The sequence below is a fragment of the Kitasatospora sp. NPDC004723 genome (assembly GCF_040609255.1).
Taxonomy (GTDB): domain Bacteria; phylum Actinomycetota; class Actinomycetes; order Streptomycetales; family Streptomycetaceae; genus Kitasatospora.
Map to the genome: position 1 here is coordinate 57,881 of NZ_JBEXJT010000015.1, position 13,986 is coordinate 71,866.

Annotated in this window: 15 protein-coding genes and 1 pseudogene; 13 read left to right on the forward strand and 3 right to left on the reverse strand. The window is 73.3% G+C overall.

Annotated features, from left to right (window positions below):
• Positions 1-239: 239 nt before the first annotated feature.
• From ABZW10_RS17375 to ABZW10_RS17400, 6 genes are all read left to right on the forward strand, one after another.
• Positions 240-1,301: an ABC transporter substrate-binding protein gene (locus ABZW10_RS17375; protein WP_355365795.1), complete on the forward strand. Its 1,062-nt coding sequence runs from the start codon at positions 240-242 to the stop codon at positions 1,299-1,301.
• Positions 1,302-1,423: 122 nt separating this feature from the next.
• Entirely contained in the window at positions 1,424-2,443 is a 1,020-nt protein-coding gene (locus ABZW10_RS17380; protein ID WP_355365798.1) for an ABC transporter substrate-binding protein, read from the forward strand.
• 80 nt (positions 2,444-2,523) lie between these two features.
• Positions 2,524-3,330: an ABC transporter permease gene (locus ABZW10_RS17385; RefSeq protein ID WP_355366051.1), complete on the forward strand. Its 807-nt coding sequence runs from the start codon at positions 2,524-2,526 to the stop codon at positions 3,328-3,330.
• Positions 3,327-4,127 (forward strand): ABC transporter ATP-binding protein, encoded by an 801-nt coding sequence (locus ABZW10_RS17390; protein WP_355365801.1) that lies wholly within the window; start codon positions 3,327-3,329, stop codon positions 4,125-4,127. Before ABZW10_RS17385 ends, ABZW10_RS17390 begins: the two co-directional genes overlap by 4 nt.
• Positions 4,128-4,223: 96 nt before the next feature.
• Positions 4,224-5,162, forward strand: coding sequence for an ABC transporter substrate-binding protein (locus tag ABZW10_RS17395; RefSeq protein WP_355365804.1), 939 nt, complete (start codon positions 4,224-4,226; stop codon positions 5,160-5,162).
• A 3-nt stretch (positions 5,163-5,165) separates the two neighbouring features.
• A complete protein-coding gene (locus ABZW10_RS17400; protein ID WP_355365807.1) occupies positions 5,166-6,242 on the forward strand; it encodes an LLM class flavin-dependent oxidoreductase in 1,077 nt (358 codons plus the stop codon).
• On the opposite strand, the gene ABZW10_RS17405 is transcribed toward ABZW10_RS17400, so the two are convergent.
• Complete coding sequence (locus ABZW10_RS17405) at positions 6,213-6,380, reverse strand: hypothetical protein (RefSeq protein WP_355365809.1); 168 nt, start codon at positions 6,378-6,380, stop codon at positions 6,213-6,215. The genes ABZW10_RS17400 and ABZW10_RS17405 overlap by 30 nt on opposite strands.
• A 170-nt stretch (positions 6,381-6,550) precedes the next feature.
• Positions 6,551-7,543 (reverse strand): aldo/keto reductase, encoded by a 993-nt coding sequence (locus ABZW10_RS17410; RefSeq protein ID WP_355365812.1) that lies wholly within the window; start codon positions 7,541-7,543, stop codon positions 6,551-6,553.
• 209 nt (positions 7,544-7,752) lie between these two features.
• Here ABZW10_RS17410 and ABZW10_RS17415 point away from each other — a divergent pair, with 209 nt between their 5' ends.
• The 6 genes and pseudogenes from ABZW10_RS17415 to ABZW10_RS17440 all read left to right on the forward strand — a co-directional run bounded on the left by ABZW10_RS17415 (position 7,753) and on the right by ABZW10_RS17440 (position 12,117).
• Positions 7,753-8,319, forward strand: a complete 567-nt coding sequence (locus tag ABZW10_RS17415; protein ID WP_355365815.1) for a TetR/AcrR family transcriptional regulator — start codon at positions 7,753-7,755, stop codon at positions 8,317-8,319.
• A 96-nt stretch (positions 8,320-8,415) separates the two neighbouring features.
• Complete coding sequence (locus ABZW10_RS17420) at positions 8,416-8,991, forward strand: DUF4865 family protein (protein ID WP_355365818.1); 576 nt, start codon at positions 8,416-8,418, stop codon at positions 8,989-8,991.
• 17 nt (positions 8,992-9,008) lie between these two features.
• Positions 9,009-9,530, forward strand: a complete 522-nt coding sequence (locus ABZW10_RS17425; RefSeq protein WP_355365821.1) for a carboxymuconolactone decarboxylase family protein — start codon at positions 9,009-9,011, stop codon at positions 9,528-9,530.
• Positions 9,527-10,465 carry a phosphotriesterase gene (locus ABZW10_RS17430; protein WP_355365824.1) on the forward strand — a complete coding sequence of 313 codons (939 nt, stop codon included), beginning with the start codon at positions 9,527-9,529 and terminating at the stop codon, positions 10,463-10,465. The genes ABZW10_RS17425 and ABZW10_RS17430 overlap by 4 nt, the downstream gene beginning before the upstream one ends.
• Positions 10,461-11,040 (forward strand): annotated as a pseudogene (locus tag ABZW10_RS17435) (IS5/IS1182 family transposase); the annotation flags it as partial. The gene ABZW10_RS17430 and the pseudogene ABZW10_RS17435, both read left to right, overlap by 5 nt.
• A 168-nt stretch (positions 11,041-11,208) precedes the next feature.
• Positions 11,209-12,117 (forward strand): aldo/keto reductase, encoded by a 909-nt coding sequence (locus ABZW10_RS17440; RefSeq protein ID WP_355366054.1) that lies wholly within the window; start codon positions 11,209-11,211, stop codon positions 12,115-12,117.
• Between the two features lie 247 nt (positions 12,118-12,364).
• Here ABZW10_RS17440 and ABZW10_RS17445 read toward each other — a convergent pair whose 3' ends face one another.
• A complete protein-coding gene (locus ABZW10_RS17445) occupies positions 12,365-13,129 on the reverse strand; it encodes an SDR family NAD(P)-dependent oxidoreductase (protein WP_355365827.1) in 765 nt (254 codons plus the stop codon).
• A 130-nt stretch (positions 13,130-13,259) separates the two neighbouring features.
• Between ABZW10_RS17445 and ABZW10_RS17450 the strand changes: the two genes are divergently transcribed.
• Positions 13,260-13,880, forward strand: coding sequence for a TetR family transcriptional regulator (locus ABZW10_RS17450; protein ID WP_355365830.1), 621 nt, complete (start codon positions 13,260-13,262; stop codon positions 13,878-13,880).
• Positions 13,881-13,986 lie beyond the last annotated feature (106 nt).

The following is a 13,986-nucleotide window of genomic DNA, read 5'->3' on the forward strand; positions in this document are numbered from 1 at the left end:
CGTGGAACGCTCGGCTCAGCGCACCGGGCGAGCCCCGTCCACCGCGCCCCGACCCGCAGGAAGGAGCAGCGCCGTGACGAACCGCCGGTGCCCCGCCCCCTGCGTCTGTTGTCGCTGACGCGCCGCTTCCGTCCGCGCCGACCACCCCTCGGACTTCCCGCCCCACCACGCCTGGTGACCCGTGCCGCGCCGCGCCCCGCCGCGTTCGCCCGCACCCTGCCGCAGAGGACCCGCCCACCGTGCCCAGCCACGACAGCCCCACCGCCGCCGCGCCGACCGCGTCCACCCCCGAGGCGCCCGACACCCTCTGGTTCACCCGCTGCCCGGTGCCCACCGCGACCGGCGTCGCGGCCGACCAGGGCTGGCTCGGCCGGGAGTTCGCCGCTGACGGCATCGCCGTCCGCTCGCTCCAGGACGTGCCGCCGGAGGTGGCCGCCGACCACCACTACACCCACGCCCTGACCGGGCTGTTCCGCGAGGGCGGCAACGTTCCGGCGCTCTGGGCCCGTTCGCGCGGCGAGCGGACCAGGCTGATCGGGCTCACCTGGATCGAGGAGCGCCAGGTCGTCCTGGTTCGGGCGGGCAGCGGTATCACCGGCGCCGCACAGCTGCGCGGCCGCAGGCTCGCCGTCCCACGACATGGGATCGCGATCGACTTCTGGCGGGCGATGGCCCTGGCCGGCCTGCACGGCGCACTCTCGCTCGCCGGACTCACACTCGACGACGCCGAGTTGGTGGACGTGCCGGCCGTGCCGGACGGCGGGCAGTGGGCCGCGGAGCTGGCGGCGCTGCGCGACGGCGTCGTGGACGCGGTCTATGTGAAGGGCGCGCTCGCGGTCGAGGCGGCCCGCCGGATCGGCGCGGAGATCGCCGTCGACCTGGACGAGGCGCCGGACCGGCGGGCCAGGGTGAACAACGGCACGCCCCGGCCGATCACCGTCCACCAGCAGCTGCTCGACGAGCACCCGGAGCTGGTGGCCCGCTTCCTGGCCGTCCTGCTGGAGGCCGCGGACTGGGCCGCCGGGCGCCCGGCGGAGGTCGCGCGCATCCTCAGCGCCGAGACCGGCGCGGGGGAGGAGGGCGTCGCCGGCGCGTACGCCCGGGGCGGCCACCGGACTCTGCACCTCGATCTCTCCGCGGAGCGGCTTGCCCTCCTGGAGCAGCAGGAACGCTTCCTTGAGCGACACGGATTCCTGGCCGGCCCGGTCGACGTCCACGCCTGGACCGACCCCGAACCCCTGCGCGCCGCCCGCGCCCTGCTCGCCGCCCGCCGCGCCGAAGGGCGCACGCACGGCGACTGACAAATGACAGCTGACAGATTTCGTCATCTGTTATCTGTCATCTGAAATCTGTCAGCCGTCAACCGCCACCCGTCATTCGCCCGCCCCGCCACGCGCCCACCCCGTCCTCAGGAGTCGACCCCGTGAACCCCTCCCGCCTCGCCCTCGCCGCCACCGCACTGCTCGCCACCACCGCCCTGGCCGCCTGCGGCTCGTCCACCGACGGGGCCAAGGCCTCCGCCGACGGTGGCAAGGCCGAGGTGGTGCTCCGGGTGCCCGACCCCGGTAACAACGGCTTCCTCGCCCTCGGCAAGAAGGACGGCTCGCTGGACCGGGCACTGGCCACCGTCCACGCCAAGGTCGCCTGGACCGGAAGCGCCGGCCCGTTCGCGCCCGCCGCCCAGGCGCTCTCCGCCGACCAACTCGACGTCGCCCAGGGCTCGATCACCTCCGCCGTCGCCGCGCTCGCCCAGAAGCCCGGCTTCAAGCTGTTCGCCCAGACCGCCCCCGACGGCGTCGGCGAGGGCATCCTGGTGAAGAACGACTCACCGATCAAGAGCGTGCAGGACCTCGCCGGCCGCAAGGTCGCCGTCAGCCAGGGCGGCACCAGCGAGTACCTGCTGCTCAAGGCCCTGGAGAAGAACGGCGTCCCGGCGGACAAGGTCGAGCGGGTCTACCTGCGGGCCGACCAGACCTCGGGCGTCTTCAACTCCGGCCAGGTCGACGCCTGGGCGACCTGGAACACCTTCTCCACCCCGTCGATCGCCAACTCCGGCGCCCACTTCCTGGTCAACGGCAAGGAGGTCGGCTCCGACAACTATGCCGTCTGGGCCGTGCGCAACGCCTTCGCGGACAAGCACCCCGAGGTGGTCAGGGCCTTCTATGACTACCTGCGTGAGAACGGCCTCAAGGAGAAGGCCGACCCGGCCGCCTACCTGAACGTGTTCACCGACTCCGGGCCGACCGCCGTCACGCCGGCCGAGAAGGGCGTAGCGATCGAGGTCTCCCGGCAGGGCGCCGCCGCCGGCCCCATCGGCGAGGCCGACATCACCCGGTTCGGCACCGTCGCCGCCTTCTTCGCCGACCAGAAGGTCACCAAGCAGCTGGTCGACGTCAAGCCCTACCTGATCGACGTCGACAAGCTCGGGACCGGTGCCAAGTGAGCACCACCAACGACCTCTTGAGCACCACGGCCGCCGGGGAAGGCGCCGACCGCGGCACTGCCGCCGCCCGCGCGGCCGGCCTGGTCGAGCCCCGTACCCGGATCCAGGCACCGCGCCCCCGGGCGCTCGCCCTCATCCTGCGCACCCTCGGTCCGCTCGCCCTGCTCGGCGGCTGGGCCCTCGCCTCCGCGACCGGCGCCCTCACCCAGGACGTGCTGGCCTCGCCCGCCCAGGTCGCCGAGGCGGTCGGTGAACTGTGGGGCAACGGCCAACTCGCCGACGCCCTCGCGGTCTCGCTCACCCGGGCCGGCCTCGGCCTGCTGATCGGCGCCACCACCGGCCTGGTGCTCGGCGTCGTGACCGGCTTCTTCCGCCTCGGCGAGGAGCTGCTGGACTCCGCCGTGCAGGTGCTGCGCACCGTCCCCTTCCTCGCGCTCGTCCCGCTGTTCATGGTCTGGTTCGGCATCACCGAGACCGCCAAGGTCGCGCTGATCGGCGTCGCCACCAGCTTCCCGATGTACGTGTCGACCTCCGGCGGCGTCCGGAACACCGACCGCAAGCTCATCGAGGCGATGCGCAGCTTCGGCCTCGGCCGCTGGGCGATCGTACGCACCGTGGTCCTGCCCGGCGCCCTGCCGGCGCTGCTCTCCGGGCTGCGGCTGTCCATGACGCTCAGCGTGATCGCGCTGATCGCTGCCGAGGAGATCAACTCCACCGAAGGTATCGGGTACTTGATGGCCCAGGCGCAGAACTACTCCCGCACCGACGTCCTCGCCGTCTGCATCCTGATCTACGGACTGCTGGGACTCACCGCCGACGGCGTCGTCCGCCTCCTGGAGCGGTTCCTGATGCCCTGGCGCAAGGCCGTCCACGGAGCCGCCCGATGAACACCGCACCCGTCACCGCACCCGTCACTGTGCCCGCCACCTCACCCGCCGCCACCTCGGCGCCCGGTGACCCGGAAGCGCCCGAGAGCCCCGTGCCCGCACCCGTACCCGCCGTCCATCTGCGCGGCCTGCGACGGGTGTTCGGCACCCGGGCCGTCCTCGACGGCGTCGACCTCTCCATCGACCGCGGCGAGTTCGTCGCCCTGCTCGGCGCCAGTGGCACCGGCAAGACCACCCTGCTGCGCATCCTCGGCGCCCTGGACCGGGCCGACGCCGGCACCGTCCTGGTGCCGCCGGTGCGTACCGTCGTCTTCCAGGAGCCCCGGCTGGTCCCCTCGAAGCGGGTGCTCGCCAACGTCACGGTCGGGCTGCCGCGTGGCGCCGCCACTCGGGAGACCGGGCTCAAGGCGCTCGCCGAGGTAGGCCTCGACCGGCACGCCGACGCCTGGCCGGCCACCCTGTCCGGCGGCGAGGCACAGCGGGCGGCGCTCGCCCGGGCACTCGTCCGCGAGCCCCAACTTCTTCTTCTGGATGAGCCGTTCGCCGCACTGGACGCGCTCACCCGGCTGCGCATGCAGGACCTCGTGGGCGACCTGGTCCGCCGCCACCGGCCGGCCGTCCTGCTGGTCACCCACGACGTGGACGAGGCCGTGCGGCTCGCCGACCGGGTCGCCGTGCTCCGGGCCGGCGCCCTGGTGCGCGACGAACGCGTCACGGTCGAGCGCCCGCGCGACCCGGCCGATCCGGCCTTCGCCGATCTGCGCCGCCGCCTGCTCGCCGACCTCGGCGTCCACTGACCCCTCCGACCGTCCACCCCGCGAACCGCACGAACCCCGCGAACCAGCCGACCCCCCCGATTCGTCCGACCGCCCGCACCACAGGAGTTGATCCCCATGGCCATCACCCTCGGCGTCCACGCCAGCAACCCCTCGCTCTACTACCTCTCCCGACTCGACTACCTGGACGAGGAGTTGGCCCCGCTCGGCGAGACCGGAGCGTTCCACCGCTACAGCGACGGCACCCGCACCGGCGAGCTCCTCGCCGACGGCACCATCGACTTCGGCGGCACCGGCTCCACCCCTCCGGTCACCGCCCAGGCCGCCGGACACGACCTCGTCTACGCGGCGGTCTCCGCGCCCCGCCCGGACCACGGCGCCCTGCTGGTGCGCGCCGACGGCCCGGTGCGGACGGTCGCCGACCTCAAGGGCGGCACCGTCGTCCTCGCCATCGGCTCCTGGCAGACCCACCTGCTCGCCAAGGCCCTGCACGCCGAGGGCCTCTCCTACGCCACCGACGTCACCGCCGTCCGCCCGGTCGCCGGCGAGGACCAGGCCCGGCGGCTGCGCGAGGGCGAGATCGTCGGCTGGATCGCCCAGGGAGCCGAGCTGGCCGCCGCCCGGCGGGACGGCGGGTTCCGCGAACTGGTCCGCACCGGTGACGTGATCACCGACCGCTCGGTGTTCTTCACCCGCCGGGGCTTCGCGGCCGACCGCCCCGAGGTCGTCGCCGCGATCGCCACCGCCCTGCGCCGCGCGGACGCCTGGGTGGCCGGGCACCTGTCGGAGGCCGCCGCGATCGCCGCCGAGGACCTGGGCGGCAGCGCCGAGGACTGGCGGACGGCGCTGGCCGGGCTGCCGTGGCGGCTGGAGCCGGCGACCGCCGCGTTTGTCGCCGAGCAGCAGGAGGCGGCCGACATCTTCCACCGGGTCGGGTTCATCGACCGCGCGGTGACGGTCGCCGACGCCCACCTGCCCGCGCTGGAGGCCCCGGTGGCCGCGGCCGTGACCGTCGCCGCTGCCGCTGCCGCCGGAACCGTCACCGAGGCGGTCTGACCGATGGCCTCCGAAATCCTCTGGTACATCATCCCGCGCGAGGGCCACTACCCCTGGGAGCCGGCCGGACGTCGCCCGGTCGACCTCCGCTACCTGCAGCAACTCGCCGGCAGCGTCGAGCGCCTGGGCTACACAGGCGCGCTGCTGGCGACCGACCTCTACGACGTGTGGGACCTCGGCAACGCCCTGGCCGCCGCCACCACCCCGGCGTTCAAGCCGCTGCTGGCCGTCCACCCCGGGCTGATCGCGCCCACCCTGCTGGCCAAGATGGCGCTCAGCTTCGACCACCTGCACGGCGGACGGCTGCGCTTCAACGTGGTCAACGGCTCCACCGAACAACTGCGCGAGTACGGCCTGCACGTCGAGCACGACGACCGCTACCGCCTCAGCGCCGAGTACTGGTCGATCGTCAAGCGCCTCACCGCCGGCGAGGTCTTCGACCACAAGGGAGAGTTCTACGATCTGCGGAACGCCGGGGCGAGCCTGCGCGAACTCGCGCCGGTGCAGCCGGGCGGCATCCCGCTCTGGTTCGGCGGCAGTTCGGCGGCCGGCATCGAGATGGCCGCCGAGCACGTCGACGTCTACCTCACCTGGGGCGAGCCGCCGCAGCAGCTGAAGGAGAAGCTCGACCTGGTCCGTGAGCGGGCCGCCGCGCACGGCCGCAGCCTGCGGATCGGACTGCGGCTGCACCTGATCGTCCGCGACACCGAGGACGAGGCCTGGGCCGCCGCCGACCGGCTGCTCGACGTCACCAGCGAGGCCACCTACGCCCGTCAGCTCGGCGGCGTGCGCGGGGAGGACGGGGTCGGCTGGCAGCGGCAGTTCCGCCAGCACGGCGGCAAGGTGCCCGCCCGGGCGCGGGAGCTGGAGGTGTACCCCAACCTCTGGCCCGGGATGAGCCTGTTCCGTCCCGGCCCGGGCACCGCCGTCGTCGGCTCGACGGCCCAGGTGATCGAGCGGCTCCAGGAGTTCGAGTCGCTCGGCGTGGACACCTTCATCCTCTCCGGCAACCCGCTGCTGGAGGAGGCCCACCGGGTCGCCGAGACGGTGCTACCGGCGCTGGGCGTCACCCGGCGGTAGGGCACCCGGCACCACACCCGGCAGGGTGCCCGAGAGAACGCCCGGCAGGGCACCCGGCAGGACGGGGAACGGCAGCGGCGAGGTCAGCGCCAGCTGCCGGGCGAAACGGGCGACGGCCCGGAGGAGGTACGTCCGCACGACGGGCTCCCGAGGTCTCGAAGGACGCGTACGGACGGTCCCGTACGCGCGGTCCAACGAGCGCGGTGCCCGACCGGTCACGCATCGACCGGCCGGGCGCCGCGGCACGCCTTGCCGAACCCCCGCCCGGAGCGGGGCCCGAACCGCCGTCCGTAGCGTCGCCCGAGGGCTCAGTGGCTCAGGACGTCGATCTCGGCCAGTTCCTCGGCGGTCAGCGGAGCGCCCGCCAGCGCGTCGAGGTTCTGGTCCAGCTGCGCCACACTGCTGGCCCCGATGATCACCGAGACCACCCGCGGGTCCCGCAGCACCCAGCTCAGCGCCAGCTGCGCCAGCGTCTGCCCGCGCCGCTCCGCCACCTTGTTCAGTGCCCGCAGCTGCTCCAGCTTCGCCTCGGTGAGCGCCTCCTCGCGGAGGAACTTGCCGATCGACATCCGCGACCCGGCCGGTACCTGCCCGGACAGGTAGCGGTCGGTCAGCAGGCCCTGGGCCAGCGGCGAGTAGGCGATCAGGCTGGTCTGTGTGTCGGCGACCGCGTCCAGCACGCCCTCGTCCTCGACGTAGCGGTTGAGGACGGAGTACGCGCACTGGTTCATCAGGATCGGCGTGCCCAGCTCGCGCAGGATCGCCACCGCCTCCCGGTGCTGCTCCGCCGGGTAGTTGGAGATGCCCGCGTACAGCGCCTTGCCCGCGCGGACCGCCGAGTCCAGGGCGCCCATGGTCTCCTCGAGCGGGGTGTCCGGGTCGTAGCGGTGCGAGTAGAAGACGTCCACGTAGTCGAGGCCCATCCGACCCAGCGACTGGTCCAGGCTGGCCAGCAGGTACTTGCGGCTGCCGCCCACGCCGTACGGGCCGGGCCACATGTCGTAGCCGGCCTTGGAGGCGATGAACAGCTCGTCCCGGTACGGGCGGAAGTCCTGCGCGAAGAGGTAGCCGAAGTTGCGCTCCGCGCTGCCGTACGGCGGGCCGTAGTTGTTGGCCAGGTCGAAGTGGGTGACACCCCGGTCGAAGGCGCGGCGCAGCACCGCCCGCTGGACGTCGAGCGGCTGGGCGTCACCGAAGTTGTGCCACAGGCCCAGCGAGACGGCGGGGAGCAGCACACCACTGCGGCCGGCCCGGCGGTAGGTCATCGAGGTGTAGCGGTCATCCGCGGCGAGGTAGGTCATGGCGGCCATCCTGCCAGGCCGTGGGCGTCCGGGGTGATCTGTGCCACCGTCCGTCGAGGAATGCCGGGCGGGGCGGGCGGGGACGACGATCACGCGAGGCCGTGGACCGCCGGGGGGCGGCCCACGGTCTCGTGGCCTTCCCGGGCTCGCCGCGGATTCTGTACCTACTGGTGTGTACATCTGCTGTACCAGTAGGTACAGTCGTCGGCATGGCAACCCAGGACCGTCTCATCGAGAGCACCCAGGAACTGCTGTGGGAGCGGGGCTACGTCGGCACCAGCCCGAAGGCCATCCAGCAGCGCGCCGGCGTCGGCCAGGGCAGCATGTACCACCACTTCGACGGGAAGCCGGACCTCGCCGCCGCCGCCCTGCGCCGCAGCGCCGAGCAGATGCGAGCCGTCGCCGAGGCCGACCTCGCCGGTCCCGGCACCGCCCACGACCGGGTCGCCGCCTATCTGCGGCGCGAGCGCGACGTGCTGCGCGGCTGCCGGATCGGGCGGATGGCCCAGGACCCGGAGGTGGTCGCCGACCCCCGGCTGCGGGCGCCCGTCGAGGAGACCTTCGACTGGCTGCGCGGTCGGCTCGCCGAGGTGATCGCCGAGGGGCAGACGGCCGGAGACCTGCGGCCGGGTGCCGAGCCCGCCGACCTCGCCGCCGCCGTGGTCGCCGTGGTGCAGGGCGGCTACGTGCTCGCCCGCGCCGCCGACAGCGCCGAACCGTTCGAGCAGGCCGTCCGCGGCGCCCTCGCCCTGCTGGCCGCCCACCGCACCGACTGAGCGATCGCGGACCGCAGCCGTACCGGCCGAGTCGCCGTACCGGCTGAGCCGCTGCGCCGGCCGGGCCGTCGGCCCAACCCCCTTCCGGAGCCCGCCGTGCACGCCATGCAGTACGAGATCACCCTCCCCGCCGACTACGACATGGGCATCATCCACCGGCGGATCGCCACCCGGGGCCACCTGCTCGACGGCCACCCCGGCCTCGGCCTCAAGGCCTACCTGGTGCGCGAACGCGGTCTGGACGGCTCTCCCGTCAACCAGTACGCGCCCTTCTACCTCTGGCGCACCGTCGAGGGCATGAATGCCTTCCTCTGGGGGCCGGGCTTCCGCGGGGTCGGCGCCGACTTCGGCCGTCCCGTCGTGCGCCACTGGCTCGGTGCGGGTCTGCGCCGCGGTCCTGCCGCGGGCGCACCGGCCACCGCCACCCGTCAGGCCGTCCTCCTCCCGGAAGGTGCCGACCCCGCCGAGGCCGTCGGACACGCCCTGGCCGAACTGCCGGACCACCCTGACCTGCACACCGCCGCCGTCGCCGTCGACCCGGACCGCTGGGAACTGCTGCGCTTCGCCCTCTGGCGCGACGCCGCCCCGGACGAGGTGCCCGGCACCCGGTACCGCGTGCACCACCTCTCCAGTCCCGAACTCGACCGGCTGCCCGCCGGCCGTCACTGGTGAAAGGACCATCCCGACCCATGAACCCGGCCGCAACCCCCGGATCCGGCAGGCGCGTCGACGAGGGCCCCATCGACGCGGGCCCCATCGACGCGGGCCCCATCGACGAGGGCCCCGGCGACGAGGGCCCCGGCGCCGCAGGTCCCGATGCCGCTGGCCTCGCCCCCGCGCCGCTCGACCGGGCCGCGGGCTACGCCCTGCTCGCCGAACTCGCCGGGCCGGGAACGCGGGCCGATACCCTCGGCCCCCTCGACGAACTCGCCCCCGGATTCCCCGACTGGATCGTCACCGCGCTCTTCGGCGGCACCTACCAGCGGCCCGGACTCGCCCTGCGCGACCGCCAGGTGGCCAACCTGGCCGCGCTCACCGCGCTCGGCGGGGTGGAGCCACAGCTTGCCGACCACGTCCGCAACAGCCTGCGGATCGGCCTGACCAGGGAGGAGATCACCGAGGTGCTGGTCCACCTCGCGCCCTACGTCGGCGTCCCCAAGGCGCTGGCCGGGCTGCGGGTCGCCGCCGCCACCTTCGCGGAGAGCGCATGAGCGCCCACACCGCCACGAGCGCGGTCCGGACCGTCCTCGGCGACCTCGACCCCGCCGAACTCGGTGTCTGCGACGCCCACGACCACCTCTTCCTGCGCAGCCCCAGGCTGCCGGGCGAGGAACTCGACGACCCGGCCGCCGCCGAGGAGGTACTGCGCGCCTTCGCGGCGGCCGGCGGCGGGGCGCTCGTCCAGTGGACGCCCGCCGGGATGGGGCGGCGGGCCGACGCGCTGCCGGCGCTCTCCCGTGCCACCGGGGTCCACCTGATCGCCGCCACCGGGCTCCACCAGGCCGTCCACTACGATCCGGCGGACCTCGAACGGCGCTACGCCGGACTCGCCGGGTTCTTCACCGCTGAGCTCACCACCGCACTGCACGGCGCTGCCGACGGCGTGCGGGCCGGACTGATCAAGGTGGCCGGCGACTACCACGGCCTGGACGCCCACGCCCGGCGGGTCATGGCGGCCGCCGCCGAGGCGCACCACGCCACCGGCGCGCCGATCGCCGTCCACCACGAGCTCGGCACCGCCGCGCCGGACGTCCTCGACCTGCTCTGCGAGCGGCACGGCGTCCCGCCGCGGCGGGTGATCCTCGGCCATCTCAACCGGCACCCGGATCTCCGCCTGCACCGCGAACTCGCCGCCACCGGTGCCTTCCTGGCCCTGGACGGTCCCTCCCGCGCGCACCACGCGACCGACCACCATCTCTTCGACACGGTGGCCGCTCTGGTCGAGGCCGGGCACGCCGACCGCCTGCTCCTCGGCGGCGACACCACCACCCGCACCGCTCGCCACGCCCCCGGCCCCACCCACCTCCTCACCGTCCTCGGCCCCCGCCTGGCCCGAGAGTTCGGCCCCGACCTCCCGCACCGCCTCCTCACGGACAACCCGGCCCGGGCCTTCGCGGCCGAGTGGCGGGCGGCGTCCGACGGCTGACAAGAATTGTTCCGCCACCACGCTGCGGCGTCGGCGCGACGAGTGGGTCGCCGCCGGGGTGATGGAGACGCTGAGGCTACTTGTTCTCGCCGCCCTACGACCGCGTGATCGGCCTCGAACTCCAACTATCGGTCCGCCGACGGCTGCATCACCGAGGCACCCTCTGCCAGTGAGTGCGCTGGCGATAGTCCCGTCGACCGATCCGAAAAGGGCATCAAGTGTTCACAGTTGACTGATGGCCAGGGAATTGGTCTGGTCACCGATCCTCTTTGTCGACCTCCAAGCATCCCTGGGGCCGCTACCCACCAGCCTGCGGCTGAGCCTGGACGCCGGATGCGACGACAGCATGGCCCACCAGGACCTGCGGCGAGAGGGATCACCGGGCAGATTGCACTGAGCGACGAAAGGCTTCGGCCGAGTTCTGCATCGCAATTTCCAGCGCCATCATCACCGTCCACTGCCTCATCCGGCGCGCCCGGTCCCTTTGCCGCTGGGATCCCGTGCCCTCGAAGCCCCCGCATCCGATGACCTGCCGGTGGACGCCTTGCGCTGCTAGAATGCCGGTTGTCACGTGAGCCTTCTCGGTGCGGATTCCGATCCGCCGGGGAGGCTTTTTTCATGCCCGGGGCCTGCCTGCCTCGACACCGGTGGACCCGCGTCGAGTCCTTGCCCTGCCGAGCGACCTGAACGCGCCGCGCCGAACCCATCGGTTCCCGATTCCCAGCCGCAAGGAGATCCACGTCATGAGCCCAGGGACGAACACCGCTACCGCCACGAGTACTTGGCGACTTGGCGACCGGACCGTCAACCGCGTCGGGTTCGGCGCGATGCGACTGACCGGTACCGCGCCTTTCGACCTCGGCGTGCCGCGCGACCGCGATCGGTCGATCGGCCTGCTCCGGCGGGCGATCGAGCTCGGCGTGAACCACGTCGACACCGCCGCCTTCTACTTCTCGGCGACACGCTCCGCCAACGAGCTGATCAGCCGGGCGCTGGCGCCCTATCCGGACGATCTGGTCATCACCACCAAGGTCTGGCCGGCCCGCGATCCCTCGGGCGCGTGGTGGTGGGCCATGCCGGCGCAGTTGCGCGGCCAGGTCGAGGAGAACCTGCGCCAACTCGGTCGTGATCACCTGGACGTGGTGAACCTGCGCGTGCCGCCGAGCCGGCGGACCGGCTCGATCGGCGAGCACTTCGGTGCGCTGGCCGAACTCCGCGATGCCGGGCTTATTCGCCACCTCGGCCTCTCCAACGTCACGTCCGAGCAACTGGCCGAGGCCCGGGCCATCGCCCCCGTCGTCTGCGTGCAGAACCCCTACGGGATCGGTGCGTCGAGCGAGGACCAGGCGCTCCTGCGGCTCTGCGGTGAACTTGGCCTCGCCTTCGTCCCGTTCTTCGCGATCGCCGGTTCCAGGCGCGAGGCGGGTCCGGCTGCGGGCGACCGCGAGGAGGTGTGCGCCGTCGCCCGCGCGCACGGTGTGTCCGCCGCGCAGGTCCGGCTGGCCTGGACCTTGCAGCAGGGGCCGCACGTGCTGGCGATCCCGGGGACCGGCGATCCGGACCACCTCGCGCAGAACGTGGCGGCCGGGGCACTGCGGCTCTCGGAAGACGAGATGGCGCGCCTCACCTCGCTGCGGCCGGCCGAGGCATAGCGGGCCACCGCCGGCCGGAGTCCATTCCACCGGCCACCGCTCGCACAGAAAGGGTCCGCCGGCCCCCTGCCGGCGGACCCTCCAACAGGTTTCAGATGACAGAATCTGAAATCTGTTAGCTGTCATCTGAAATCTGTCATTTGTCAGCTGTCAGTCCTGGCCGGGGCTCCGCCGCCGCCCGGCCTGGCGGCCCGGGCGGCGGCGAAGACCGGACCCGGCGAGGACCGGGTCCGGCGAAGCGCGGGCCTCACATGTGGGTGCCGCCGTCGATCCGCAGCTCGGTCCCGGTGACGAACGCGCCGTCGTCCGAGGCGAGCATGGCGATCACACCGGCCACCGCCTCCGGCCCGGCGAAGCCCTGCCCGATCGCGGGGGAGAGCTTGGCGAGGAGGCTGAAGTCGGCGTCCGCCGGCAGGCCCGGGTTGTTGGTCATGCCGCTGTCGATGCTGCCCGGAGCGACGCAGACCGCGCGCAGCCCCTGCTTGGCGTACTCGGCGGCGATCGCGTGCGTGAAGGACTGGATGCCGCCCTTGGTCGCGGCGTACGCGGCCATGTAGGGGTGGGCGAAGGTCGCGGAGGTGGAGCTGAAGTTCACCACCACGCCCTTGCCGCCCGCGAGCAGCGCGGGCAGCGCCTCGCGGGTCATCAGGAAGGTGCCGGTCAGGTTGACCGCGATCACCTTGTTCCAGAAGTCCAGGCTGGTCTCGTGGGTGTGCGCGGAGCGCAGGATGCCGGCCGCGTTGACCAGCACGTCCAGACCGCCGAGCGCGGCCACGGCCTCGGCGACGCCGGCCCGGACGGCGGCCTCGTCCGACACGTCCAGCACCGTCGTGGTGAGGCGGTCGGCGGCGCCGTCGGCGGTGGCGCGGTCCAGGGTGGCCTTCAGGCCGTCCTCGTTGACGTCGACGGCGACGACCCGCCCGCCCTCGGCGAGGATCCGGTGGACGGTGGCCTGGCCGATGCCCGAGCCGCCGCCGGTGATCAGGACGTTGTGTCCGGTGAAGCGCTCCATGGTGGTGCTCCGTTTCGTTCGTGGTCGAGGTCTCGTTCGTGGTCCAGCGACCTCAATGGCACGGTACGCCTAAGTGGCATGTTGTGCCAAAAAGTCTCGATGTGCCGACCGACTCGCGTACCCTGAGCCCGTGACCGGACGCCCCACCCTGACCCAGCGCCGCCGCGAGAGCACCCGGCTGGAGATCGCCCGGGCCGCGGCGCAACTGTTCGCCGCGCGCGGGGCCGAGGCGACCACCGCCGAGGAGATCGCCAACGCCTCGGGCATCTCGCTGCGCACCTTCTACCGCTACTTCTCGGAGAAGGAGGACGCTGTCGCCCCACTGCTCGCGGCCGGCGGCGAGCGCTGGGTGCGGCTGTTCGCCGAGAGCGCGTCCGACCTGCCGGTCCGCGAGGCGCTGGAGCGCTCGGCCGCCGAGTCGTTGAGTCCGGCCGACGCGCAGGACGGCGAGGCCATGCGCTGGACCCGCGAACTGCTGCGCGACCCCCGCCTCGCCTCGGTCTGGCAACGGGTGCACGCCGACTCCGAGGGGCGGTTGCGGGCGGCGATCGCCGACCGCTGCCCGCCCGGCACCGACGCGCTGGAGATCCGGCTCGCCGCTGCCGCCGCCACCGCCGCCATCCGGGTCGCCCTGGAGGAGTGGGCGTTCTCCGGCGCCCCGCCCACCGGACCCGGTTCGCCCCGCGAACTCGGCGCCCGCTGCGTGCACGAACTCACCGGTGGCCTCGGCCTCTGGAACCACCTCGGCTGACGGCGGGCGCCGGCCGGCGCGGGGACTCCTCCTCCAGGTCGAGGCCGTCACCGCTGGTCGGCGGGGGCGACGGGGTCCGCGCGGGCGTTAGGCTGAGTGGTCGCGC